This window comes from Paenibacillus sp. FSL R5-0912, assembly GCF_000758605.1.
GTDB lineage: Bacteria > Bacillota > Bacilli > Paenibacillales > Paenibacillaceae > Paenibacillus_AQ.
Genome location: NZ_CP009282.1, coordinates 6,208,039 through 6,232,346, shown reverse-complemented (window position 1 = coordinate 6,232,346; position 24,308 = coordinate 6,208,039). Strand labels below are relative to the sequence as shown.

Below are 24,308 nucleotides of genomic sequence, written 5' to 3'. Positions count from 1 at the left end.
ATGAAGTTAACAGAAACGGCGCTCCCTGGCGTATTTATCGTGGAACCTGCGGTGTTCGGTGACCACCGGGGATGGTTTATGGAGACGTTCAGTGATGCGAAATTTAGAGAGCAGGGCATTGATATAGCTTTTGTACAGGATAATCAGTCGTATTCAGCTACCAAAGGGACCTTGCGTGGACTACATTATCAGCTGAATCCTAAAGCTCAGACGAAGCTGGTCCGCTGCACGCGTGGAGTTATATTCGATGTGGCGGTGGATGTCAGACATGGCAGTCCCACGTACAGCAAGTGGTTTGGAATTGAACTGAGTGCCGAGAATAAGAAGCAGCTGCTGATCCCCAAAGGGTTCGCCCATGGGTTCATGACGCTGACTGAGGATGTTGAAGTTCAGTATAAATGTGATGAGCTCTATGCTCCGGAATGTGATGGCGGTATTCTGTGGAATGATCCTGCCATTGGAATAGAGTGGCCGTTACATGTTACTCCAGTACTATCCGGCAAAGACGAGCAGGCTCCTGTATTGAAAGATGCTATTCTAAACTTTACCTATAATAACTGAAGCAGAGTAGATACTAAATCGAAACATTCTGAGGTGTAATTCATGAGTCGGAAGAAATTGCTGATTACCGGAGGTGCCGGTTTCATTGGCGGGAACTTTGTGCAGTATATAGTGGATAAATACTCCGATTATGATGTCTATAATCTGGATCTGTTAACCTATGCCGGTGATTTAACCAAGCACAAGCAGATTGAAGATAGAGATCACTATCATTTCATCCAGGCGGATATTGCTGACCGTGATGCGATTATGTCGCTTTTTGAACAAGAGCGCTTCGACTATGTGGTACATTTCGCAGCAGAGAGTCATGTGGACCGCTCGATTACAGATCCGGCTATATTTGTCCGTACAAATGTAATGGGAACCCAGGTGCTGCTGGATGCTTCACGGACCATTGGGGTGGCGAAATTTGTTCATGTGTCCACGGATGAAGTGTATGGAGAACTGGATTTCGATCCTACGGTATTCTTCACAGAGGAGACACCGCTGCAACCTAACAGTCCTTATAGTGCCAGCAAGGCATCGTCTGATTTGTTGGTTCGCGCGTACCATGAAACCTTCGGCTTGCCAATGAACATTACCCGCTGCTCTAATAATTACGGCCCTTATCACTTCCCTGAGAAGCTGATCCCGCTTACGATCTCTAAGGTCTTGAATGAAGAGAAGGTTCCTGTCTACGGGGATGGTGCCAATATCCGGGATTGGCTGCATGTCTGGGATCACTGTGCTGCTATTGATCTTGTGTTGCACGAAGGTGTAAACGGTGAAGTATACAATGTTGGCGGCCATAATGAACGTACGAATCTCGAAGTAGTGAAGACTATTATTCATACCTTAGGGAAGTCTGAGGAATTGATTGAATTCGTTGCAGATCGGCTGGGTCATGATAAACGTTATGCTATTGATCCTACTAAGCTGTTGAAGCTGGGTTGGAAGCCCACCTATACCTTTGAGACCGGAATCGCTCAGACGATTCAGTGGTATACGGAGAATGCTGAGTGGTGGGAGCAAATTCTTAGCGGCGAGTACCGGAAGTAGCTTATGAGCAGAACATCAACCTGTAAAAAGATGGGCAAGCGTAGAAAGAGAATTCTCTTTCTGTACTTGCCTGTTCTGTTAATGGCCTTGTTATTCCTGTGTGCGGGGCGTTTCCTCCCGCTGTCTGAAGCTCCCAAGCAGACTGATGTCATTATCGTACTTAGCGGCGGTGGCGGACGGGTTGAGAAAGGGGTGGAGCTTGTCAAAGAGGGCTACGCACCGTATATGCTATTATCGGCAGTTTCAGAAAATGCAGGTCCATCCGGTGATATGCACCAAACTGCCCTCGCCTTGGGTATCCCGGAAGAGGCCATCCTCACCGAAGACAAAGCCCAGAGCACCTACCAGAACGCCCAGTTCACGCTTCCGATCATGAAGCAACACGGCTTCAAGTCTGCCATCGTTGTGTCCTCGGACTTCCATATGCGGCGGGTGAAATTCATTTTCGATCATGTCTATAAGAAGTCAGGGATTGAACTGACCTATATAGGCTCCGACTCGGGCTATCATGCGAAGACATGGTGGAGTGACCGGTATAGCCGGGAGACTACTTTTAACGAGTATATCAAGATGATTGGCAACGCCTTCGGCTATAGCGGGCCGGAAGCGAAGAGTACACTGGAGCAGATTAAACGCTGGTTCCGACGGTAAGGGAATTCCGACAAAACCCCTCATAATATTCTAGCCTCTGCATCCACAAAATGACAAACAAATAGTGCATCCCGGTCTATACTTAGAGGCAAATCTATTTATAGTCTGGGAGAGATGGACCATGCCTAATTATCATTTTAGGGAAATATGGACACCTTTGCGATGGATACAGATCCGGTTCTACCGGGATGATGAGGATCGGCTGTGGGTGAAGTGGGGATCGCAGCGGAGGCAGTTGCTTCGCAAACGGGATATCGACACGACAGAGACCTTACGAGACCATTAGGGTCTCTATTTTTTTGCTAGAACCGGGAATCGCAATCTATTCACAGTAAATCCAGTGAGAATGGCAATTAGGTTGCCCGCAGTTCACGGATTCGACTAATCTGCAATATTCTAGACTATTGACCATTGGAATAATGTGACATATTATTACATCTATAAACAAATATATAATATTTGGATTCCAGTTAGGTGGTGTCTGCGTGGTCCCTACTAGAACAATGATTCGCGATGCACTAGCAATGTATCTGTCACAGAAGGGAATGTCCATTAATCAATTCTCCAGACAATCCGGAATTAATTCAGGAACGCTCAGCCGGATACTTAGTGGTCAGCAGCCCATTGCTATGGACCATCTGGAGCGAATCACCAAGGCGATGGATCTGCCGGAGGACTATTTCTACAGCTTATACGTGGATGAATGTTTCTATTACTCGTCACCAACCTGGCGGCGTCTGCGGCCCTTTCTTGTGCGGTCGGCTGCACTAGGCCGTCTGGATTGTATTGAACAGGTGGTTCAGAATCTGCTAGAGAATCTGGTCTATGCCCCCATGCTGTTCGAAGTAGCTGAAGGACTGTTTCAAGAGGGGCTGTGGCAAGCTGCCGAATTGCTGTATAAGCATGTGAGTGCCAGTGAGAAGTATCAGAATTCCGAGAGACTCGCGGTATGCCAATACCGACTATTCCGAATCGCCATTGGTGACGACCAGACGCGGAATCTGCAGGCGGCGCTTCTCTTCGAATGTTACCTGGACCGGCTGGATGAAGCGGATCAATTGGATGGGTTGAAGCATCTCGCTCATGTATATGTTTCGATGCATAAGTGGCATAAGGTGGATGAGCTGGCGAAGGAGATGCTGCAATTAGCGACTCTTCGTTATAATCTCCAGCGTCAGTCGGACCGCAGAGAGGACAACGAGAGAAAAACTGAGAAACCTCTGTACTTCTATATCCTGTACGCGCAGCTTATCCTTTCAAATGTGTGTGAGGAAATAGGAGATTACCCATCGGCATTAGATTGGGTGTCCCTCTATATGGATGGAAGCTGGATACAGGAGGATAATGAAGATGTGAAGCGGACTATGGCTCAGTTCCAGGATTGGGGTACCGCGAACAGACTGCTCTATCGGGTGATGGCAGGACAATATGAGGCGCTCTCAGCATATGTCGAATATATCTCCCACCGACCAGATGAGATATTCATTGCGTTATATAATATTATCTCATCGGCTAACCGCTATGATTGGAATGTTGATTCTATTCTGGAGCGGTTTGCTTCCTATATTCCTTACCGGACGTATTCTACAGAATTTGGCGATTACAATCGGCAGGTTATGTTGGACCAACACACCCAATTCCTCGTTGAAATGGCAGCCTATTATTTACATAATAAGCGTAAAGAAGGAATAAGATTCATTCTGCAAAGTTTGGAATCATCTGCTAGAATCAATGATGAGAGCAATATTCTCAAATGTGTTGATCTATTCGAACAGCATCGGCAGCTGGCAGATGAAGAAGAGAAAGAGCAATACAAACTTCTAATTAGAGAGGTGCAGGACTCACATGAAAAGAAAATTGTTCAAGCTTCTAGCTTCCTGTAGTCTGGCTATTGTAATTATTATACCTGTGGGTACTACTGAGCCCATAGCAAACATCAGCACTCAAGCTCTGATTCAAACTATGGGGCACGGTTTAGGTGGAGGTTGATCCTTACCGGGCAGCAATAATTTAATCCGCAGACTAAGCAACGTTCCCGGAATACTGGGAACGTTGTTCTTTTATACAGAAATTAATATTCTAGCCTCACCATCCACAAACCGACAAACAAACTAGGTATCCCGGTCTATACTTAGAAGCAAATCTATTTATAGTCTGGGAGAGATGGACCATGCCTAATTATCATTTTAGGGAAATATGGACACCTTTGCGATGGTTACAGATCCGGTTCTACCGGGATGATACGAATCGGATGTGGATTAAACGGGGGAAACAGCGGAGGCAGCTGCTTCGCAAACAGGATATCGAAACGACAGAGACCTAAGGAGACCTGAGGGGTCTCTATTTTTTTGGCTTCAAGTGCCCTTTCATTCTCTGTACCTTACACATATACGCAAAAATGTTATGGAAGGCATGAACGGGTGTTCCAGATAGTTGCGGGTGTAGCCCCGGTCCTCTTCTTCGCGGTCTCAGGTGTGACTACTACGTTGCAGGTGAAGCGGCGCAGCTTCAGTTCCCTGCTCGGCTTCTATGTGCTGTTCGCGGTCATCGGTTTCGCCTACAATCTGATGTGGAGACCGGATGTACAGGCTTTTCGCATCATGGATGTTCCCCAGATCATCGCGCTTGGCGTCCTCACTGTCTATTTGCTGGAGAAGGTTCTTAAGCCCCCGCTCTATCTGTATCTGCTATTGTCGCTGGCCGTGTTTGCGGTACATTCGTTCATCGGGCACCGGCTGCCGGACTTTCCGCTTAAATCTGTTGTGTTCACAGAGACGGTCGGGTTTACGTATTTTCCCTGGCTGTTTGCTTTCTTGGCGGGAGTCTTTGCGTACCGAGCCAGTAACCGGGTGAACCTCATCATGACTTTGGTTGCCGCCGCACTGCTGGGGATTGTAAGTTACGGTGGCGTGAGTGAGGCAGATTACGTGAAATATAATATGTCCATGCCCTATCTGCTGTTGTCTATGACTGTGCTGTTCGGGGCGTTCTCTCTCTTCCGAAGCATCAACAGCTATGCTCCCGCAAGTCCGCTGCTGTATGTCGGCAGGCATTCGCTGCTGTTTCTGTTTACCCATCTGTTCCTGATCCTCGCGTTTGACCGGCTGGGTCTGGGCCGTCTGCACATTGTGCTGATATGGGGGCTGGTGCTGATCTGCACCTATGTTGGCATGCATATCCTGCTGTGGCTTAACCGCTTCATAGCGCCGTATTTGGAACACCTCCTGCCTTGGGGGATCATCGTCATTAGTGTGATTGCCATTCCGCTCGTGATCCCGAACAGAGACCTCATCATCCTGATGGAGGCGGCGCTGGGTATGCTGTTCGCTATGAATTATAAGCAGCTCTCCAGCCTGATGTCGGCAAGTACGCCGGAGCGGCGGGAGACAGCTCTTCCGGAGGTTGTGCGGGAGCGGGCTTGATTGCTTTTTGCTAAGTTTAAGCGGAATTGCTCTGTTATAGTATAGAAACGATGGGGACTTGAGAGGTCTTCGTCGTTTTTTTGCGTACTCATGGTGTGAATTGCAGACAAAATGTGACAAAACCGTAGTAGTAAGGATGTTTTTCGACACCTTATTAAGGAATTAATAGACATATTCGTTAGAAAAATGTAACATCTTTGTTATGAAACTTTTTAATAGAATTACTTGGGAATGGAGGGATATTGTAGTTCCGATTAAAGGTTATGATGAATGAACTGGGGAGAAGGAGACAACGTATGATCTCGAAAAAATTAAGAACTACGGTTTCGCTGATGTTAGTACTATTGTTATCATTTATGAGTGTACTTGAGGTATCTGCAGCCTCGTTTAAAGCGGGGGTAGTCTCAAATGAACGGTTGCCGGACGGCAAACAAAAGATTACGGTCAACAGTGTGGTAGACGTGACTTATAGCGATCTTAAGGTTCTAACGGGGGTTAAGTTCGTACTTAAGAAGGACGACATCGAGATAGCCAGTCTGGCGAAGGCGAGGAATGTAGCCCAGCTTACTGTGCTGGATTCAGTTTATACATCTATGACGTACAACAATCTTTCTTTTGAAGGTCTGGCAGCCGGTGAGGAATACTTCCTGCATGCAGAATATGCAGGCGAGAAAGGGACGATTGTGACACCATCCCAGAGCATCCGTGTACCTTCTGCTACAGGAATTGATATTTCGCTGGAACGAATGACCAAAGATTCTAATACATATGAAAGTTCCTCTACTTCGGAAATCCGCAGTGATGATAAGAATGTAAGACTTACCATCCTGAATAATGGTGTTCCGCTTGCGGGTGAATCTGTTGCAGTGTGGAGTAATTATAGTTCGTACTATTATACTACGGATGCGAGCGGGCAGATCCAGCTTAAGGATAATACGAAACTGGTGCTCAATAAATCGGTTATGTTTGTATTACTGAAGCAGGGAAGCGAGCAGTACGAAGCTAAGCCTATCTATATAACCGATCTTCAAAAAGCAGGTACTTATACTGTAGCTATTCGTTATCTTGATGCCAAGGGAAGATTGTTCCGCGATCAGAGCAGAAATATCTACGGGTTAAGCGGACTCGACGATCAGAGTGCTGTCCCGGGGTATGCTATGCTGGTACTCAGAACTGGAGAGGTATCAGGGAATTACAGCTCTTATGTACTTAATAATAATGAAACGTATTTGTTCCAGACACCTGTTTCTTCATTGTACTCGTCAGTAGACGGGGTTCATAAAGAAGTTATTGAGGATGCGAGCGAGTTCAGCCGTGTGAATCTCCAGTACACCTGGGATGATAAACCTGTGATTGTGGACTATTACTCCTTAATTGATAACAGTCTGTACAAACAGATTAATAGTACAAGTGGTGCTCCAACTTTCTATGGAAACACAGTCTACCTGAAGAAGAACAAAGAATATGAATTTACAACGCTTGGAAGAGTCGCCGGTGTGGAAGGTAAGATTGTGTTCCGGAACAAATTCAAGCCGGTGGAAGCCAGCCATGAGGTAGCGCTTGCTGCGAAATCCAGTGATTTCAGTAAGCTGAATATTCAAGCACCTGTTATGGATGGAACTCAGGCAAAAGTTCAAGTATCTTATCTGAATGGAAGATTCAACTACAACCAGATCAGTATGTATGCTCCTGCGGCTGGCAGCGATGTATACGTACCTAAAGGTGAACAAATTCACCGCCTGACCACAAACGTTGCTTCGGGAAGTTCTTATGCCAGCGACACTAATACGAATGCCGTTGCACTGGATTCGTATTTCACTCCGACTGCTGATGCTTATGCCTTCCATGGCGGCAGCACTTATAAGACTCAGATTAGCTTCAGGGTGCAGGATACTAGTTATTATTACAGCGAAGCCGAAATGCGGAGTCAGATTGTCCTGGGCGAGAGTGTAGAAGCTTTGGTTAAAGTGACAGATGAGCATGGCAATAGTCTTGATGTGAGCAGTAATTATAGGCTGGTAATTACGGATGAGAGTGGCACTGTCATTTCGAACGAATACCTGAGCTGGACTAGTGAAGAACAGGAAGGTAATCTGCAGCGCATAAACAAGCGGGATTGGAAGCCTGCTAAATCGGGAACTTATAAGGTTCAATTATTCCCGTATGTATACAAAGATGGCGGATATGTATTTGGGGCGCTGTTGGGCGAGGCTGAACTGAAGGTTCTGCCGAAGAACGAGCTTGATATCGAAATTAGAGGCGCAGACGGCAAACTGGTTGACCTGGTAGACAAGCCATACCTGACCGTTGACCAGGCGCAGAAGGTAACGATTACAGTACGCCAGCATGATACTGGTGCACAGGGACAACCGGTGGCTGGAGTAAAGATCAGCCGTTATGATGAAGTGCTCGGTACCACCGATGAGCAGGGAACGTTCACGATTCCTGATGACAAGGCTTATTATATTGGTGAACTGTACTTCAACAAGACTGATTATTTAACTAAAAAGGTATATGTAGCGATCATTAATCCGGAATCTCAAGCTGTAATCCGTGTGCGAGGCTTGGATAAAGCTGAAGGTGCTGGCTATGAGGGCGGGGTTCCACTGGATTATGCCAACATCCAGGCTACAGTTAGAAGAAGTGACGGATCTTATTCAGTTACATCTGATTACCTTAGCACTTCTGAATCACAGGGGTTTCTGGTGGTGGATTCTCCTTCAGTGGTAGGCGTCGACTTCATGCGCTACGACAGAAGCTATACCGGAGTAGAGGCCAAATATGGTTACTACATGTATGGTTCCATTAGCACAGAACCCGGCAAGGATTATTCGCTGGTGCTGGACGCAAGACAAGAACTTCAGGAAGTCAGCAAGGTTATTCTGGATAAGCCGACAGAAGAACTGTATGTGGTGCGGAGGGATTTAGCCGGGGCTAGTTATGTTCCCCATGTTATCGACAGCAACGCTGTAGATGAGAATTATTTCTACGCTACGCAAGGAACTTACAGTATGATGGCACAGACCCAATCGGGCACTTTTGTATACCGTGATAACGTTGTAATCAATGCAGGAGACAATAGCTTAACCATGGATGATTCTGCTTCCGGGCTGGCTTCCTTGGTGTCACCAGAATCCGGAACCATCTATGCTGTTGAATATACCACAGCCAACAAATCGAAACTTCAAGGCTATGCGTACAATGCCAATCAGGTACAAGTGACACCAGGAGATGTAACGGTGTATGTAGACCAAATCATGGGTGCTATAGAATACCAGTATAATATTCATTTCGCACCTGGAACTTTGCAGGCAGGTACGCTCACTCAGCTTGCACCACAAGCCTTGCAAGGAATAGATATTGTAGGACTGCAGAACGGCAAATTGATACGCCCGGCCGGTGCGACCTCGCTGGAGATTGGACTGGTCGATGCGGCAGGCAATCAGATTGCACAAATTAAGAAGCCGCAAATTCTGGTTGCCAATGGGGGCTGGAGCAGTGGCAGCAAGAGTCTGTATCCTGAACATGCATCTTATGAACTCCAGAACGAAGCGGGGGAAGTGCTGTCCTCACAGATCTCACTAAGCTACCCGCTAACGGCAATTACTTATAATTATGCAGATGGCAGATATTTGACTGACGGTACGTACTTGATCAAAGCTTCCCTGACCATTGACGGACAAATCTATACACTGGACAAAAAAGTAACTCTGGAGACGGCTACAGGCACTGTGGTTGATCCAGGTCAGAATCCGCCGGGAACAGATATTGGAGGTGGTGGAAACGCCGGTACTACTCCAACGCCAACGCCAACGCCGACACCAGCTCCAGGGGGATCCGGGTCAGGAACTTCCGGTTCTGCTGCCACTCCGGCTGCTTCCTCTCCTGCAGCAACAGCAGGGGGTAATGGGAATGTACAGCAGCAGAATGACAAGCTGCAAGACCTGTTGAAGAATACTTCAGGTTCAGCAGCCGAGAAGGCTTCGGCAGCACAGAATGCGCTGTCGAGCATTGCGGAGTCACTCAAATCGGTTAACACTCCCGCACAAGCTGAACAGAACAGTAAGAGTCTGTCTCTGGCTATGGATACGGCAGCACAACTCCTGGAAACCATTCAGGATCCTGCAGAGAAACAGAAGATTGTAAGTTCTATTACAGAGTTGGTAGGCAGTGCTCCGTATTTACTGAACAAACTGGACAGCTCTGACAAGGCAGTTGAAGTCGCCCATGCACTTATTGAGAATGCGGCTGCAGTGCTGAATCATGCACAGGGCATCACGGCGGAAGAAGTTCAGAAGTTAAAAGACGCTGTCATTTCTTCCAGTCAGGCTGCACTTAACAAAGCTGGTGAGGTCACGATCGCCAAAGAAAATGTAACCGTGGAAGGGAACGCCGTCTCTTCACAGCTGGATTCGGGATTAATCAGTGCACAGATTGAAACGGCGAAGCTGGCGTTGGTCTCTGTCTCTGGAGATTTGACAAGCAAGCTTGGAGCCGGGACCGCTGCTGATCTGAAGCTGAGCCTAACGGTTAAAGTACCTCCGGTGAGTGAAGGGATTCATAAGCTGAATACCACACTTCCATCAGAGATTCTTACACTGGTGAAGGAGAATGATATTGCCGGATTGAAGATCCAAATGGACCAAACGGCATTCACCATCGAGCCTGATACCTTCGGTAAAATTGAGGCAGGCCAGAAGATTAATCTGGCAGCAGAAGTTGTAGAGAATGCTGTTATTAACAAACCTCGTCAGGCAGAACCGCTGGCAAACATCCCTGTGATGGAATTCAGTGCATCTGTTGGAGGTCAACCGGTTAAAAGTTTCGCCAAGCCGATAGACGTGACTTTTGATGTATCCTCTATTGATACTTCGAAATACTCAGAGGCTAATCTTGAGAATCTGACCGTGTATGTCCTTAATGAGGAGAGTCTTACTTGGGAAGCCGTTGGAGGTAAATATGATCCTGTTACTCAAACTGTAACTGCTCCGAGAGGACATTTCAGTAAGTACACAGTGATGCTCGGATCCGCTGCCTTCTCGGATGTTCCTGCTACTCACTGGGCAGTTAAAGAGATCAATTATTTGTTGACCAAGGGCGTCCTGGATGAGGGCGGAGTGTTTGCTCCATCCGACAAGATTACCCGCCAGCAGTTTGCGGCAATGATATCCAGAGCCTATGGATTGAATGGGGAAGGCGTAGCCTTGCCTTTCAAGGATATTAAGCCAACGAATCCATATGCGGATGAGATTGCGGCTGCTTATGCAGCGGGGATCATTAACGGCAAATCGGCGGTTGCTTTTGACCCTGAGGCAACCATCACGCGTGAAGAGATTGCAACGATGCTTGCACGGGCAATTACAACGTATAACGGTAAATCGGCTGTTGCCCAGCCGGCAGCAGTGAATGCAGCCTTTAAGGATGCAGCCAAGATATCGAAATGGGCTGCTTCAAGCGTGGCGTTGACTAAGAGCATTCATTTATTCGAAGGCTTCGAGGATCAGAGCTTCCGTCCTGCTCAAACCGCCAGCAAAGCAGAAGCCGCGGCCTTAATCTATCGTTTGTATCAGCTGAAATAGTAACTTGCAAGTCGAATTATAAGTAGAGCCCGAAGAAACTGACCCGCCGTTGAGGTGAAGTCGGTTTCTTTGGGCTTATTGTCAAATCGAACGTTTGTTCTTTTTATCATATACGAATCCAGTAAAATGGAATATAATCGCATGGAATAAGCTGGATTTCTCGAAACGTGAGGCGACAGAAATATCCATACCGCATGATGAAGCTTTTAAGAAGCTGCTGGAGATCCGCTACAAAGGGCTGGACGGTTATATACTAATCCATCTGGAGCCGCAATCGTATAGAGACACACAGTTTCACGAACGGATGTTTATTTACTTCAGCCGTCTATTCGAGCGCTACCGGAAAGAGCATAAGTTGATTATTCCGATTGCGATTTTTACTTCAGACGAGATCAGGGAGGAGCAGGACATTTTGGAAATGAGTATTCCGGAGCACCAAATCCTGCGCTTCCAGTTTCTAAAGGTGGAGCTCCGTAAGCAGAACTGGCGCCAATTTATTAATTCGGATAATGCAGTGGCTGCTGCGTTGCTAGCCAAAATGGGTTATACTACAAGAGAAGCGAGAGAAGTACGCGGGGAGTTCCTGCGAATGTTCATGCAGCTAAAAGCACGATTGGATCAGGGACGGCTGGCGCTCATTATGTCCGTGGCAGATTTGTATTTCAAGCAGGATCGTGCACAGGATGAAGAGATTCTAAGAGAATTAATGAAACAATACCCGGAGGAGGGTGAAGCAATAATGGAGTTGATGCCACACTGGAAACGTTGGGGATACGAAGAAGGAAAAGCTGAAGGAAAAGAAGAAGCCCAAGCGGAGATTATCCGTAAATTGTTGCTTCATGGATTTACTCCGGAAGTTGTATCCAAAGCCGTTGAGTTACCACTGGATGAGATTAAGAAGCTGATGTAATTCTGGATAGTTATATACCTACAATAATCTAAAGAAGACCTTGGTACTCAAGGTCTTCTTTTCGTTGTATAGGAAAATCATTACTTTTATCCACCCGTTAATGTAATAGCATTTCTGCCATCAGGCTCAGAGGACGATGGTCTACTACCCTTCCCCCTCCTCCCGCTAATCAGCAAGCTAAGCACCGGGACCTTCTGAATTACCAGGTTCAAGGCGAGCGACCCGGCTACCGCAATTATAGTGGTCGGCAACCAGCCCAGATAGGTCCCCAGCACATAATGTTCGAGGAAGTTCAGCAGCAGGATGAAGACGCCGTAATGGAAGATCAGGATGACCAGGGACTCTTGGCCGATGTAGGTCAGGAGGGCCGCGAATAATTTGGACTTGGACAGCAATTGGGTGCCTTTGATGGCCAGCAGGCTTCCGGCGATACCGGCGAGGTAGAAGAGGAGCAGGTTGCCGTACACCCGGTTGTTCATGTCGACATAGGAGTTGAAGTAGGCGGCAGCCAGGAAGATGAACAGCAGGATTAGGGTATTGAGGTTGAAAATGCGGATATTGCTCAGTACCTGATGCTGCTTCAGCTTATAGCCAATGAACACATAGAGCTGGGCCACTAGGGCCACATCGATGTTCCAGGGCAAGAAGATGACCCGTCCCAGGCCATAGCCGGTCAGGCTTAAGGTAAGCATGATCCCGAGCTGGAGCTGCCAGGAGCGTGTGTGTATGTAGCGCATGGTGATGCAGAAGACGATCTGTGTAACGAACAGGCAGGTCAGGAACCAGATGGGGATGTTCAGCAGCAGTCCGTTGGAATAGTTGCCGTAGAGGAGGGCGGCCAGCGGCTGGACCCATCCAATATCCGGACTATGGTCGCTGGCGAGCATCCGCAGGAGTGCCCAGAGGCAGTAAGTCAGCAGCCCGGCTGTGAAGTAGGGGAGGACGAGAGTCAGGAGCTTGGTCCGCAGTAATAGCTTAAGATTGTCAAAATACCTGGAGGCGCTGAATAAGTAACCGGAGACGATGAAGAATAGCGGAAGACGGAAGTCTCTGAACATATCGTTCAGTACAGCTGGAGTCAGGCCGGCATGTCCAACGACGACCAGCAGGATGGTGATGCCGCGGACCATATCGATAACCTTCAACCGTGTGGCCTTCGGCGTACTGCTATTTCCTGCGGATAATGATGGTTGTGATGCTTGCATGGGGTGACATCTGCCCCTTCCATAGGTGTGTTATAGCCTACGATATCGGATATGAGTGGCAGGGACAATGGTACAAAATAGTTATTTCAATATACTACCTCAGCTGGTTGTATATTCTTTATTGATGGATATCCGTCCTGCTCGGGGCAGTGAGGAATAGGATTAGCAGCCGTGGTCCCCCTAAATAGCTCGAGCCCCCAGCCAATTTTGTATATAATAAAGTTAACATAGTGTTGGTGAGGTTCTGATTATAAGAATTCTATTATGGATTAATGCTGAACTATAGGGAGGCTGGAAGATGAAAGCAACAGCAAATCAACAACCATCCGGTACCCGGACGAGCAGCAAGCCGGTTGTGGTTGAGATGGTGAATTACTACAAACAGCTGGGTGTACGGGTGAATGCTACGCCGAAATCGATTGAAGCGGGTTATGAGGCCAAGATTAAGGAATTTCCTCAAGAGCAGTATCCGGAGGAGTTCCGTAAGATCCGCGAGGCTTATGATAACTTGAGTGATCCAATCCGGCGTGACGAATATGATTTCACCCGCAAGAACGGCAGCACACAGAAACTGGATACCCTCATTGATAAAGGCACGGATGCCTTCGCTGCAGGGGACTTCCGGCTGGCGGAGGAGCTGTACCGCAAGGTACTGGAACTCAAGCCGGATCACTCCGGGGCAAGCATTGCATTATCCTCAGTGTATCTTGCCGAGGATAAGCTGAGCATGTTCGATGAAGTATGGAAGAAGGTAGAGGCGCTCAGTCCCAGCACGCGGTCAAGTGTTATTGGTACGATGCTGCAAATCCGTGTTCTGCTGCAGTACGAGCGATATGAGAAGGCTCTAAGTGTTGCGCGTGCGCTGGATAAGAAGCACCGTGCCTGGCGGAGAGTCTATCTGACGGACTATACCGATGTGCTGATGATGAATCAGCTGGGAGATGAAGCCTGGGGAATATATGAAGAGATGGCTGGAGAACTGAAGGAGGGCCTGAATGAGGACCTGAATGAGAATAATGATGTTGAACTGAAGGGAGATACTTTACAGTTCTATTTTTATTGGATCAAAATCATGGTCTACACGAATAAAATGCAGTTCTGGCATAAGGTTAAGCAGGAAATAAGGGCTTATCTACGCTCCTTGCCTGAGGGGGCAGAGAGAGAATCAGCGGTGGAACGTCTGCTGGAAGAGAGCCGTGAGCTGGCAGAGAACAGAGCCTACAAAGAAGCGCTGCTCTTCGCCGAGCTTGCCCACTATATAGATCCCGGCAATCCGGCTGTGCAGCAGCAACGCACGCTGGCTCAAGGGGGAAATAAGCTGCTCCTGGAAACCGACCGGCTCATCAAAGACAAAAGCATGTATCCGGGCGTACAGGCCAAAGCCAATGATTTCTTCACCTCGGAAGGGTATAGGCATCCGGCAGAGAGGCTGGATCAGGCTCCTCCAGATGGGATGTGGCCGTCCGGCGGGGCAGAACACGGTGACTATTTCATGACTGAAGGCATCCGGATCATGAAGCGTAAGTACCCGCACGTGTATAAGTCTCATCAGGAGCTATGGGACAAGCTGATGTCCTAAAAGCATAAAAGGGCCGCGGATCAATGCTGATCCACGGCCCTTATACGTTCTGGTGAATTGAATTCTAAGAATTCAGATTCACCCGCTCCGGAATTACAAAAGAAACGGTGGTGCCGGCTCCAAGCTGGCTGCGAATGACCAGTCCCTGGCCATACAGCTGTGTCAGCCGCCGGTTGGTATTCAGCAGTCCGATGCCGCGGGAAGGCAAGCCGAGTCCGCTGTCGTCCAGCAGATGACGAACCTGCTCATCAGGCATCCCTTTGCCGTTATCCTCTACTTCAAACGATGTGTACCCCTGCCGGCGGTGAATGCGGATATTCAGCCTCCCACCGGCCTTCCGGCTCAGCAGGCCGTGTCTGACCGCATTCTCGACCAGCGGCTGGAGGGTAAGCGGCGGGAGGAGCAGCTCAATCCCTGGTTCGACCTCCCATTCGATTTGCAGGCGTTCGTCAAACCTGGCCTTCTCAATAAACAGATAGGACTCTACCAGCTCCAGCTCATGGGACAGTCCGACCCGCTGCTGTGAGTTCATATAGTCGAAGCTGATTCGCAGATAGGAGGAGAACGCCTCTCCGAGATCACGCATCTTCGGGAGGTCGAATTCACTTAAGGCCAGCAGTGCGTTCAGCGTGTTGAATAGAAAGTGCGGCTGAATTTGCGCCTGCAGGTAAGCGGCCTCCAGCCGCAGGCTCTGATTAATGGACTGCTTCAGTCCAGTCAGGGAGCGGACCCGGTATTTCAGCTCCAGGGCGTCCACAGGCTTCGCGACATAATCATTGGCTCCGGATAAGAATCCCGTATAGATATCCACCGGCTGATTGCGGGCAGTGAGCAGCAGGATCGGCAGCTCTGAGACAGAGAAGCGCTGCCGGGCGATCCGCGTTAGCTCGTAGCCGGACATGTGGGGCATCATGACATCGGCGATCAGCAGGTCCCAGGGCTCGGTGCCCAGCAGATCCAGAGCTTCCTGGGCGCTGGTGACAGTGACCAGCTGATGCTGTTCATCCGAGAGTATGCTGGCGAGTACCTTGAGATTGACCGGATCATCATCCACGGCGAGAATTAGAGTCTTGGCCGTCATGGAGGTCTCCTGCAGCTGCATCTGAGGGAGAGAAGGGATCTTCTGTGATGCAGCTGCAGAGATACCGCTGGTATCAGGCTGCGGGAATAACAGTCCCCCCTGTTCAAGCAGCAGGTCTTCCATGTTCAGGCTGCTATTCATCCTTGCAGCAGCGGCCTCTTCCGGCACATACCGGACCTCAGAAGCTGATGCGAGGGGAAGGGTGAAGGTGAACACGGCCCCCTTCCCGGGTTCGGATTCCACAGTAAGGTCTCCGCCGTGAAGCTCTGCCAGCTGCTTGCTGATGCTTAAGCCGAGCCCGATTCCGCCTCCGTCATTGATGCCCTTACTGCCTCGCTCATAAGGCGAGAAGATCCTCGCTTGTGTCTCCGTGTCGATCCCTATACCGGTATCGGACACGCTAATCCTTGCAGTCTTGCCGGTAATCCCGGCAGAGACGGTGACTGTTCCGGCCTGCGTGTATTTGATGGCATTGCGCAGCAGGTTATAGAGAATCTGCACAATCCGCTTCTCATCGCCCCAGACGGGCGGCAGGGAAGCGGGTAATTCGTTACGCAGCTGCAGCTGTTTGCTGTCTGTCATGAATTCAAACATATTCAGAATTCCGGTTACCAGCGGCCCGATGGCCAGCGGTTCACGCTGTAATACAATCCGCTTCTCCTGCAGACGGGTCACATCGAGCAGATCATTCAGCATATGGGACATCCGGCGGCTGATGGTAATGAGCAGCTCCAGATCCTGGTAGCTTTGATGATCCTGGAGGGATTTCTCCTTCGCTGTTACAGTTTGGGCGATGCTGATGATGCCATGCAGCGGCGTTCTGAGTTCATGTGCCGTATTCGCCAGGAACTGATCCTTCAGATGATCGCTTTCCTTCAGCTGCTGGTTAAGCAGCCGGTTCTCCTCTGCATTGCGGAAATACCGCTTGAACCAGTATGCGGAGAAACAGATGATGGCTGCGATGACATCTACCGGATAATACAGAATACTTGCTTGGCTTCTCGATTCGAAGGATCCGCCAATGACACTGGAGCCGATAGCTGCGGCAGCAAACAGCAGAAATACGGAGTCCTGCTCCTGCCGGACAACCATGCGGCCAATGGAGTATACGACGCCTGCGATCGGAAGCAGGTAGAGCACTGTGAAGAAGGGCCTTGCATATAGGGCGTACTGCGCAGGCATCACCAGGATATAGACGGTATAGAGGGACAGGAGAAGCAGGTACCCTCTGAGTAAGCGGACAGGCCGCTTCTGCGCGGAGAAGCTTCGGGTCAGCAGCAGCATGAACAGGGAGACCGCAAGATAAGCCAGCATTTTGAGCTTCAGCGCCCAGGTATAATTGATCGGCAGCCAGAGCAGCAGCAGGGTATCGTTATCGGTCACTACAGAAGCGGCTACCGCCAGCAGCAGCAGGCAGAACACCAGAAACGCTTTTTGGCGATTGAAAAAGAATAGAATTCCCGCATACATCGCATGCAGCAGCATGATCACAAAAGTGACCAGCTGGAAGCCGATAGAATACATCCTTTCCGTATCTACCGCTGCCTGGGAGCCGAAACGGATAGATCGGACAATCCCGCCTTCAATCGGGTGGTCGTAATTGGCCGCACGGACCAGCAGCGTGATCTCCTGCTGCCCTGCCGCATTATAGGCTGCTGTGTAGGAGACTGCCTCAGGTGTATAGTCCTGACGGTTTGCGGCCAGCTGCCCGAAGCTGCCTTCGGACTGCCCGTTAACCTCAATGCTGGAGGCCGCCTGGATTCGCTGAATCCAGAAGCCGTAAGGCTCCTGCAGCCCCGGGTCTACCAGTATACGCAGCCTGTAAGTACCGTAGCCGAAGGAGGAGTGCCCCTCCTCAGGGAAGCCGCTGCTCCAGTCGCCGGGAACCTGCACAACCTGCTGCGCAGCCGGGGGCTGCCCCGCGAAGCTCTCATAGGTGAGGAACTGGCCGGGATAGAATTCCCATTCACCATCCAGCCGCACAGACCGGGAGTTCTCGAAGTCCCAGCCCCTCATATCGAGGACGCCCTGCTTCGCTTCCTGATGCTCAGGCGCCTCATACGCGTTGAACCACAGATAACGTATGCTAATCAGGAGGGTCAGATATAACAGCAGCAACAGAGCGTGCTTGAGATTCAATATGCTTGTGGTATTGATCATGGTTTGCTTCGGTAAGTTAGTCTTCATCATACGTTCTCTATTCGACATGTTTCGATGTTATCCTGCCGGGAAATGGCGGGTTCCTGCTCTACCCCCATACCCCGACAAGCAGAATGCCTCCAAAGATGACTACAGAGCACAGAATCCGCCGCAAGCCCTGCTGTTCTTTGAGCAGGAGGATGCCCAGGAACGTAGCGAATATGGTCCCAATTTCCCGCAACGGGCTGATATGGGCGAGCGGCGCCTGCTGCAGTGCGAAGAGGAACAGCAGATACGAGCCCGGATTCAGCACACTTCCCAGCAGGATGGTGAACTTGTTGCTCTTCCACTCCTCCAGCAGCTTGCGCGATTTCAGAACCGCCGGAGTCAGACCGGCGACAAAACCGATATTGGTGACCTCAAGCAGCGCCAGCGGAGACATGTGCTGGAGATTCAGCTTATCGACGAATACATAGCAGGTTGTGCAGAGTCCCACGCAGAGCGCCATAAGAATCGGTGTATACCCGGACTTCCGGGAGGCGGTGGATGCGGAAGCAGATAGGGATGCAGATAGGGATGTGGTTGAGCTTCTGGAGCCCAGTCCGCTGAGCACTGCGAATCCGCCGAGCATGAAGGCAATACCGGCCCATCCATAGACAGACAGCGATTCGCCCAGAAAAAGAACACCGATCAGCGGGATAAGCAGCGTGCTCGTCCCCCGCATCACCGGATATATCTGTGATAAGTCACCCATCTCATAGGTTCTGGATAAAAGCCAGGAATATAAGGCCTGCAGCGCCACAGACAGCAACAGCAGGGCATAAGCTCCGGCTGCAAGCGGTTGAGTCCACAGCTCGGTTATTAGGATAGGGAGCAGCAGAATAGTAGAGATCATCATGATCGACCACAGGAAGATGCTTTTGTCCCGGCTTCTTTTGGTGAACATGCTCCACACCGCGTGACACATCCCGGAAGCCAGAACCAAAAGAATTGGCAGCAGCATTAAATTTCAACCCCTCAAGGAAATCATTAGTGTTCTGAATCAGCGGCAGGTACAGGGGGATGGGAGGGTTGTTCCAGCAGAGCCGAGCCATCCTCAAGCCGGAGCCAAGTCTCGAACTGCTTATCGCCCTCAGTCAGCCGGATGACACGCGCTCCCCGCATGAAGCCTTCCCGCCCGTATGTATTGTAGCCGGTGGCCCGGCCATAGCTGAGCCGGATGCCATGCAGGCTGCCGGTGAAGTCGTTCACATGATCATGTCCGCAAAAAGTACCTGCCACATCGCCCATTTCCACCATAGCTGTGAAGAGTCCCGAATTAAGCACCGGAGCACAGACCTGCTCGAATTTATGGCCGTAGCAGGTCTGCGTGGACCACATCTCGGCATATTCCGGCAACGGGATATGGAAGAATGCCAGCGCAGGCAGCTTGGTTTCACCTGTCAGGGGATTCAGCCGGGCCGATTGCTCTGTCAACCAGCGGATCTGGCTCTGCCGGACCCAGTTATAGCCGGGAATCTGCGCAAGCCCGGAATAGGCACCAGTGTCCAGCATATAGAGAACGGCGCCCGCCCTGGTGCCGGTGCCCGCAATCTCAAGCGTATAATTACCAGAACCGGCCAGCTCTGCCGGACCTGCTTCAGCCAGGCAGTGGGGATGCTCCAGTGCAATGTCCATCAGCTCACTGTAGGAGACACCTTGCTCGGTATCATGATTGCCGAAGACGAATGCCCAGGGAGTACCGCTCTTCTCTACAGCGGCCACGGCCTCCCGGAACGCCTGCTTGGGCTGCTCGCATGCCTGTTCTCCTTCCGGGACAGGTCCGGTATAGATCAGATCTCCTGTGAAAATAACGAGGTCCGGCTGCTCCGCTTCCATCACGCGTTCCATAAGCTCCCGGGTCCGCTGATCCTCAGCTCTTCCATCCATCCAGTGAAGATCGGTGAACTGTACGATGGTAAAGGTTCCATCCTGGCGGAATGATAAATTGTGCTTCATGTGAAAATCCCCTCTCTGCCTGAATAAAGTTATGAATGTAGTTCATTGGGTATTCAAGTGCATTCATGTTGTTTTATATTTCTTTATGTTGTTTCATGTTGATTTTAGGATCATAATCCGTTTCTGTCAATCTATAATTGGATGGATTGCACTTTCTGCAATAGAATTCGCTCAAACCGGCATGAAATCTCATTCTGCTGTATTTCATACAACTGATTCCTCCAATTTCACCCTTAAAGACTCCTTTTACAAAATTCTAGTGTACAGAGTGCAATAGATTCTATTTTTCGGCGGATTTAGGGGTTATCTGCTGCAGAAAGTACAATTGAACTATAATTGGAACTGCAACCGGTGCGAAACCTTACTCCTGCTTGAAGCAGAGCGTTTTCTCGCTTCGCAGGCTTTAACAGTATTTTGTACCACTAAAGTTGCCGGATACGGTGCGCCAGATCATTTTAACTGCACTCTATACAATTAAATAGACCGCCATTCCCTGAATGGTTGCTATACGCTATGTTTAGTTGTACAGAATACAGTTATCGCAATAAATTCACGCTTTAGCTAACGTTTAATTGTACGAAATACAACTATTCAATTATTCGCCAGCTTCGATACGCACGCAAACCGCAGGCATATGTGTGAACAGAAGATAATGATGCTAAGTACAAGGGAGCGGTGGTGGAGCAAGACAATTAAGGAATTAAGGAATTAAGGTTGTGGTACGTAAGCGTAAGGAGATACACTTGTCCACTAGAGCAATCTTTTGATAGAAACAGCTGCATTGACAAGTGGAATTCGGCTCCATATACTGAGGAAATCAACATCAATACACTCAAAACAACATTACATATACATAGACACCTGTATTAAATGATGCAATTTGCATTGACGAGCAGACTATAACTGGAGGAATCATACATGTCCCTGACCTATGAAGAACGCAGGCATACCATCCTCTCCCAGCTGGATCTGGAGGGGAAAGTGCAGGTGCATTTTTTGGCTGAGCGGTTCGCTGTAACCACAGAGACAATCCGGCGTGATCTCGACCGTCTGGAGAAGGAAGGGCGTCTGCGTAAGGTGTACGGCGGGGCCGTGCGGATTCGTTCCGGGAATAATGAACCCACCTTCATGAAGCGTTCCCAGATGAATCTGTTGGACAAGCAGGCCATTGGCAGGCTAGCGGCTTCGCTTATTCAGGATGGCGAGACGGTAATCCTCGACAACGGGACGACCACGCTTGAGATTATGCGGCAGCTCAAAGACCGCGCCCATGTGACGGTCATTACCAACGCAGTCCCGGTCCTGAACTGCGCGCTGGAACAGTTTCAGGGGAAGATTATTTTTGCCGGGGGCGAGGTGAATGCCGTTTATCAGGCGGCTGTAGGCATCACCGCTCATGAGCTGCTGGACCAGTTCAAGGTGAACAAGGCTTTTATCTCTGCCGGGGGTCTGTCACTCTCGGAAGGAATTACCGATTATCATCTTGAAGAAGCGCTCATCTCCCGTAAAATGATGGAACGGGCCGAGGAATCGATTCTGGTTGCGGACCATTCCAAATTCGGAGTGACCACCTTTGCCCAGATTGCTCCGCTGGAACATATCTCCATGGTCCTGACCGACAGCGGCTGCTCAAGTGAATGGAAGGATACCTTTGCCCGGCTGGATATAGAGCTGCTGACAGGGTCATAACATACAGGAGCATAACTTACAGAAGCCGCATAGAAAAATCAAAAAAGCGCCAATCCTCGTACACCCTAAGGTGAGGAAGATTGGCGCTTTCTGGTGTGCCGCTAGCTATATGCGGCTTTCTGGTGTACAGCTAGCTGGCTATAGGCAGCTGCCTGAAGCAGTGCTCACCTGTCTGAAGATACGCATCTAGACGCATCTAGACGCATCTAGACGCAGCTAAATGCATCTAGACGCAGCTAGACACAGCCCAAATCAGCACCTCAGCCGATCCAGATCCGCTGCGTAGCGTGATCGCCGGAGTTACGGCCGATCATTATATCGAACTCTCCAGGCTCGAACACAAGCTCATCGTTCTGGCCGTAGAACATCAGCATCTCGCGGGTGATCTCGAAGGTTACAACCTGCTTCTCATGCGCGGCGAGGGTAACCTGCTTGAAGCCCTTCAGTTCCTTCACCGGACGGACCACACTTGCTGTAACATCGCGGATATAGAGCTGGACGGTCTCCTTGCCTGTAACCTCCGAAGTGTTCTCTACCTCAATGGAGGCGAGCACCGGGGCATCAGCAGCAGCTTCAACGTTGAAGCTGCTGTAAGCAAAGCTGGAGTAGCTCAGCCCATAGCCGAAGCAGAACAGCGGATCATTCGGGATATCCAGATACCGGGTTACGTAACGTACATTCGGATACTGGGGATCATAAGGGCGTCCCGTCTGATAAGCATTATAATACACAGGAATCTGTCCTACAGAGTAGGGGAAGCTCATGGACAGGCGTCCGGACGGATTATAATCGCCGAACAGTACATCTGCAATGGAATTCCCCGACTCGCTGCCCAGGAACCAGGCTTGTACAAGCGCGTCGCTGGCATCAAGTACAGGGGCAAGCTCCAGCGGACGGCCGCTGAATATGATAGTGATAACAGGCTTGCCGGTATCCTTCAGACGCCGGATCAGCTTCTCCTGGTTCGCGGACAGCCGCAGGCTGGCTTTGCTGCCGCCTTCCCCGGTATCCTGCTGATTCTCGCCGACAGCGGCAAGAATGACATCGCAATCCTTCAGCTGTTCGAAGGCTTCCTCAGCGTGGTCTTCCACATCGAAGACACCCTCCAGCATGCTTCCCAGCTCGCCGGTCATTGCAGTAATAATATCTGCTGCCGGGATTTTGCCGGTGATGCCGGTGTAGAGGGAGACTGCCGGATCTTTCTCAGTTCCGGCCCAGCCGCCCAGTACATGTATGGAGGTGGCGAAAGGACCGGCCAGACCGAGCTTCATTCCCCGCTTCAGAGGCAGCACTTCATTCTCGTTCTTCAGCAGCACTACCGAGCTTGCACCGAGTTCCCGTGCAGCCTGCAGATGCTCAGCGCTGGGCTTATCCGCTTCGTCTGCCACCGGATCGGCATCCTTGAACGGGTTGTCGAACAACCCGAGGGCATCCTTCAGCTCCAGTACCCGGATGACCGCTTCGTCGATCAGACTGATATCGAGCAGCCCTTCTTCAACCAGTGCGGCCCCGTGGTTCAGATAGTGGGTGGACATCATCTCGATATCCAGGCCTGCGGCCAGGCTTTTGTGGGCAGCTTCGCGGCCATCCTGCGCAGCGCCATGGGGCACCAGCTCATTGACAGAGTTGAAGTCGGCGATGGTGACGCCGCCGAAGCCCCATTCCTCCCGCAGAATACCGCGGAGCAGCTTGCTGTTGCCGCTGGCCGGAATACGGTCAATGGTATTGAACGCGGCCATGACCATTGCGACACCGGCATCTACTGCAGCTTTATAAGCTGGCAGATAGAATTCGCGGAGTACACCGGTGGACATATCCACCGTGTTGTATTCACGGCCGCCTTCAGGCGCGCCGTAGCCGGCAAAATGCTTCACGCAGGCTGCAATCCGTCCCGGCTCCTTCAGGTCTGTCCCCTGATAGCCCCGGACCATGCTCTCGGTCACGCGGGCGTTCAGGTAAGGGTCCTCACCGGAGGTCTCCATCACCCGGCCCCAGCGCGGATCACGCACGAGGTCAGTCATGGGGGAGAAGGTGACATGAATACCGGCAGCGGCGCTCTCTCTGGCTGCAATTTCAGCGAAGCGTTCGATGGCTTCAAGGTCGAAGCTGCTGCCCATCGCCAGCGGAATCGGCAGGATGGTCCGGTAGCCGTGAATGACATCCGCCATGAAGAGCAGGGGAATCTTCTGGCGGCTGGATTCCAGATGCCGGGTCTGCAGCTCAATAACATTCCGTGCGCCAATGCCGTTCAGAACGCTTCCGATGTTCTCCATTACCTGCGGCTTGATATTCAATTCTTTGAATGGACCCGTTAAATCCACGGTATCATCCAGACCCCAATAGTAAGGACCGAGCTGGGTTAGCTGGGCCATCTTTTCGTCTAGTGTCATATCGTTCACGAGATCTTGGATAAACGGTTTAGTCATAGCTAACTCCTTCGTTAAGCGTACTGAAAG

General features: G+C 50.2%; 15 protein-coding genes. 10 read left to right on the top strand and 5 right to left on the bottom strand.

Annotation, left to right across the window (positions count from 1 at the left end; all coding sequences use genetic code 11):
* The 8 genes from rfbC (at nucleotide 1) to R50912_RS26210 (ending at nucleotide 12,161) form a co-directional block, all read left to right on the top strand.
* On the top strand, nucleotides 1-561 hold the full coding sequence (rfbC, locus tag R50912_RS26240; RefSeq protein ID WP_042238953.1) for a dTDP-4-dehydrorhamnose 3,5-epimerase: 561 nt from the start codon (nucleotides 1-3) through the stop codon (nucleotides 559-561).
* Nucleotides 562-603: 42 nt separating this feature from the next.
* Nucleotides 604-1,599, top strand: a complete 996-nt coding sequence (rfbB, locus tag R50912_RS26235) for a dTDP-glucose 4,6-dehydratase (protein WP_042238950.1) — start codon at nucleotides 604-606, stop codon at nucleotides 1,597-1,599.
* 3 nt (nucleotides 1,600-1,602) lie between these two features.
* Entirely contained in the window at nucleotides 1,603-2,250 is a 648-nt protein-coding gene (locus R50912_RS26230; RefSeq protein WP_081956665.1) for a YdcF family protein, read from the top strand.
* A 121-nt stretch (nucleotides 2,251-2,371) separates the two neighbouring features.
* Complete coding sequence (locus R50912_RS35310; protein ID WP_156123344.1) at nucleotides 2,372-2,536, top strand: hypothetical protein; 165 nt, start codon at nucleotides 2,372-2,374, stop codon at nucleotides 2,534-2,536.
* A gap of 199 nt (nucleotides 2,537-2,735) precedes the next feature.
* Complete coding sequence (locus R50912_RS26225; RefSeq protein ID WP_081956664.1) at nucleotides 2,736-4,133, top strand: helix-turn-helix domain-containing protein; 1,398 nt, start codon at nucleotides 2,736-2,738, stop codon at nucleotides 4,131-4,133.
* A gap of 537 nt (nucleotides 4,134-4,670) precedes the next feature.
* Complete coding sequence (locus tag R50912_RS26220; RefSeq protein WP_042238948.1) at nucleotides 4,671-5,672, top strand: hypothetical protein; 1,002 nt, start codon at nucleotides 4,671-4,673, stop codon at nucleotides 5,670-5,672.
* A gap of 296 nt (nucleotides 5,673-5,968) precedes the next feature.
* Nucleotides 5,969-11,251, top strand: a complete 5,283-nt coding sequence (locus R50912_RS26215; RefSeq protein ID WP_042238945.1) for an S-layer homology domain-containing protein — start codon at nucleotides 5,969-5,971, stop codon at nucleotides 11,249-11,251.
* 355 nt (nucleotides 11,252-11,606) lie between these two features.
* Nucleotides 11,607-12,161, top strand: a complete 555-nt coding sequence (locus R50912_RS26210; RefSeq protein WP_197072988.1) for an RpnC/YadD family protein — start codon at nucleotides 11,607-11,609, stop codon at nucleotides 12,159-12,161.
* Between the two features lie 86 nt (nucleotides 12,162-12,247).
* Here the strand turns inward: R50912_RS26210 and R50912_RS26205 are convergent, their stop codons facing one another.
* The gene (locus tag R50912_RS26205; RefSeq protein ID WP_081956662.1) at nucleotides 12,248-13,366 is read right to left on the bottom strand and encodes an acyltransferase family protein; all 1,119 of its coding nucleotides are present in this window, start codon (nucleotides 13,364-13,366) and stop codon (nucleotides 12,248-12,250) included.
* Between the two features lie 298 nt (nucleotides 13,367-13,664).
* Here R50912_RS26205 and R50912_RS33585 point away from each other — a divergent pair, with 298 nt between their 5' ends.
* Nucleotides 13,665-14,945 (top strand): J domain-containing protein, encoded by a 1,281-nt coding sequence (locus R50912_RS33585; RefSeq protein ID WP_052416702.1) that lies wholly within the window; start codon nucleotides 13,665-13,667, stop codon nucleotides 14,943-14,945.
* 64 nt (nucleotides 14,946-15,009) lie between these two features.
* On the opposite strand, the gene R50912_RS26195 is transcribed toward R50912_RS33585, so the two are convergent.
* From R50912_RS26195 to R50912_RS26185, 3 genes are read right to left on the bottom strand one after another with little or no spacing between them, the layout of a single operon-like run.
* Nucleotides 15,010-18,234, bottom strand: coding sequence for a hybrid sensor histidine kinase/response regulator (locus tag R50912_RS26195; RefSeq protein WP_231637717.1), 3,225 nt, complete (start codon nucleotides 18,232-18,234; stop codon nucleotides 15,010-15,012).
* 40 nt (nucleotides 18,235-18,274) lie between these two features.
* Nucleotides 18,275-19,168, bottom strand: coding sequence for a DMT family transporter (locus tag R50912_RS26190; RefSeq protein ID WP_042238937.1), 894 nt, complete (start codon nucleotides 19,166-19,168; stop codon nucleotides 18,275-18,277).
* Nucleotides 19,169-19,194: 26 nt separating this feature from the next.
* A complete protein-coding gene (locus R50912_RS26185) occupies nucleotides 19,195-20,163 on the bottom strand; it encodes a metallophosphoesterase family protein (RefSeq protein ID WP_042238935.1) in 969 nt (322 codons plus the stop codon).
* 918 nt (nucleotides 20,164-21,081) lie between these two features.
* Here R50912_RS26185 and R50912_RS26180 point away from each other — a divergent pair.
* Entirely contained in the window at nucleotides 21,082-21,852 is a 771-nt protein-coding gene (locus R50912_RS26180) for a DeoR/GlpR family DNA-binding transcription regulator (RefSeq protein WP_042238934.1), read from the top strand.
* Between the two features lie 260 nt (nucleotides 21,853-22,112).
* On the opposite strand, the gene bglX is transcribed toward R50912_RS26180, so the two are convergent.
* Entirely contained in the window at nucleotides 22,113-24,278 is a 2,166-nt protein-coding gene (gene bglX, locus R50912_RS26175) for a beta-glucosidase BglX (protein WP_042238933.1), read from the bottom strand.
* Nucleotides 24,279-24,308: the final 30 nt, after the last annotated feature.

Coding starts and splice junctions, on each gene's coding strand:
- rfbC (WP_042238953.1), top strand. CDS start 1: ATGAAGTTAACAGAAACGGCGCTCCCTGGCGTATTTATCGTGGAACCT.
- rfbB (WP_042238950.1), top strand. CDS start 604: ATGAGTCGGAAGAAATTGCTGATTACCGGAGGTGCCGGTTTCATTGGC.
- R50912_RS26230 (WP_081956665.1), top strand. CDS start 1,603: ATGAGCAGAACATCAACCTGTAAAAAGATGGGCAAGCGTAGAAAGAGA.
- R50912_RS35310 (WP_156123344.1), top strand. CDS start 2,372: ATGCCTAATTATCATTTTAGGGAAATATGGACACCTTTGCGATGGATA.
- R50912_RS26215 (WP_042238945.1), top strand. CDS start 5,969: ATGATCTCGAAAAAATTAAGAACTACGGTTTCGCTGATGTTAGTACTA.
- R50912_RS26205 (WP_081956662.1), bottom strand. CDS start 13,366: ATGCAAGCATCACAACCATCATTATCCGCAGGAAATAGCAGTACGCCG.
- R50912_RS33585 (WP_052416702.1), top strand. CDS start 13,665: ATGAAAGCAACAGCAAATCAACAACCATCCGGTACCCGGACGAGCAGC.
- R50912_RS26195 (WP_231637717.1), bottom strand. CDS start 18,234: ATGTCGAATAGAGAACGTATGATGAAGACTAACTTACCGAAGCAAACC.
- R50912_RS26190 (WP_042238937.1), bottom strand. CDS start 19,168: ATGCTGCTGCCAATTCTTTTGGTTCTGGCTTCCGGGATGTGTCACGCG.
- R50912_RS26185 (WP_042238935.1), bottom strand. CDS start 20,163: ATGAAGCACAATTTATCATTCCGCCAGGATGGAACCTTTACCATCGTA.
- R50912_RS26180 (WP_042238934.1), top strand. CDS start 21,082: ATGTCCCTGACCTATGAAGAACGCAGGCATACCATCCTCTCCCAGCTG.
- bglX (WP_042238933.1), bottom strand. CDS start 24,278: ATGACTAAACCGTTTATCCAAGATCTCGTGAACGATATGACACTAGAC.